The organism is Janthinobacterium sp. Ant5-2-1 (assembly GCF_001445815.1).
Classification (GTDB): domain Bacteria; phylum Pseudomonadota; class Gammaproteobacteria; order Burkholderiales; family Burkholderiaceae_D; genus Janthinobacterium; species Janthinobacterium lividum_E.
Genome location: NZ_LNCE01000154.1, coordinates 1 through 1373, shown reverse-complemented (window position 1 = coordinate 1373; position 1373 = coordinate 1). Strand labels below are relative to the sequence as shown.

Sequence of the window (1373 nt, the reverse complement as noted above, 5' to 3'; positions counted from 1 at the left end):
GTCGTTGAGCCACGTCACGCAGACCCGATGTCCCTGGTGTTCTACAAGAAGATCCTGGTCACCAAAGCTGCATTGGCCAAGATTGAGGAGATGCTGGCATGAGCGCGATTTTGAAACATAGCGAAGAACGCTTGATGAAGGTGCTGTTGGCGCCCGTGATTTCCGAGAAGGCCACCATGGTCGCGGAAAAGAACGAGCAAATTGTATTCCGCGTACTGCCGGATGCAACCAAGCCTGAAATCAAGGCAGCGGTCGAACTGCTGTTCAAGGTTGAAGTCCTGTCCGTGCAAACTGCAAACCGCGAAGGTAAGCAGAAACGCACCGGCAAGTTCAACGGTCGTCGTAACCATACCAAGCGTGCTTTCGTGTGCCTGAAGCCTGGCCAGGAAATCAACTTCTCCGAGGAGGCTGCATAATGGCACTCGTTAAGATGAAACCAACCTCGCCAGGCCGTCGCGGCATGGTAAAGGTGGTGAACCCAGACCTGTACAAAGGTCGTCCGTTCGCTGCCCTGGTTGAAAAGAAATCCAAGACCGCTGGTCGTAACAACAACGGTCACATCACCACCCGTCATATCGGTGGTGGTCATAAGCAACACTATCGCTTGATCGACTTCAAGCGCACCAAAGATGGTATTCCAGCGAAAGTGGAACGTATCGAATACGATCCAAACCGCACCGCGAATATCGCTCTGTTGTGCTACGCCGACGGCGAACGTCACTACATCATCGCAACCAAAGGCATGGCCGTTGGCGACAGCGTGATGAACGGTTCGGAAGCACCGATCAAATCGGGTAACTGCTTGCCAATCCGTAACATCCCGGTCGGTACCGTGATGCATTGCGTCGAAATGCTGCCAGGTAAAGGTGCCCAAATGGCACGTACCGCTGGCGCTGGCGTTGTGCTGATGGCACGTGAAGGTACCTACGCTCAAGTGCGTCTGCGCTCGGGTGAAGTACGTCGCGTGCACATCGAGTGCCGTGCAACGGTTGGTGAAGTCGGTAATGCCGAGCACAGCCTGCGTAAAATCGGTAAAGCTGGCGCGATGCGCTGGCGCGGTGTTCGTCCTACCGTTCGCGGTGTGGTCATGAACCCGGTCGATCACCCGCACGGTGGTGGTGAAGGTAAAACAGCAGCTGGTCGTCATCCAGTTTCGCCATGGGGCCAACAGACCAAGGGTAAGAAAACACGCAGCAACAAGCGTACGACTTCCATGATCGTCTCGCGCCGCGGCAAGAAATAAGGGGTAGCACATGACACGTTCATTGAAAAAAGGGCCGTTCTGTGACGCCCACCTGGTGAAAAAAGTTGAAGCCGCGCAAGCAGCCAAAGACAAAAAGCCAATCAAAACCTGGTCGCGTCGTTCGACAATC

3 protein-coding genes and 1 pseudogene are annotated in these 1373 nt (G+C 54.6%); all 4 read left to right on the top strand.

All coding sequences use genetic code 11. The features are described 5' to 3' along the window. A pseudogene (locus ASN89_RS28420) lies at positions 1-102 on the top strand (50S ribosomal protein L4); the annotation flags it as partial. Then, the gene (rplW, locus tag ASN89_RS26775; protein WP_010394398.1) at positions 99-416 is read left to right on the top strand and encodes a 50S ribosomal protein L23; all 318 of its coding nucleotides are present in this window, start codon (positions 99-101) and stop codon (positions 414-416) included. The pseudogene ASN89_RS28420 and the gene rplW, both read left to right, overlap by 4 nt. Continuing rightward, a complete protein-coding gene (gene rplB / locus ASN89_RS26770; protein ID WP_010394400.1) occupies positions 416-1243 on the top strand; it encodes a 50S ribosomal protein L2 in 828 nt (275 codons plus the stop codon). Before rplW ends, rplB begins: the two co-directional genes overlap by 1 nt. Before the next feature lie 10 nt (positions 1244-1253). After that, the coding region (locus ASN89_RS28415; RefSeq protein WP_200969134.1) for a ribosomal protein S19 family protein at positions 1254-1373 on the top strand (120 nt) is incomplete at its 3' end.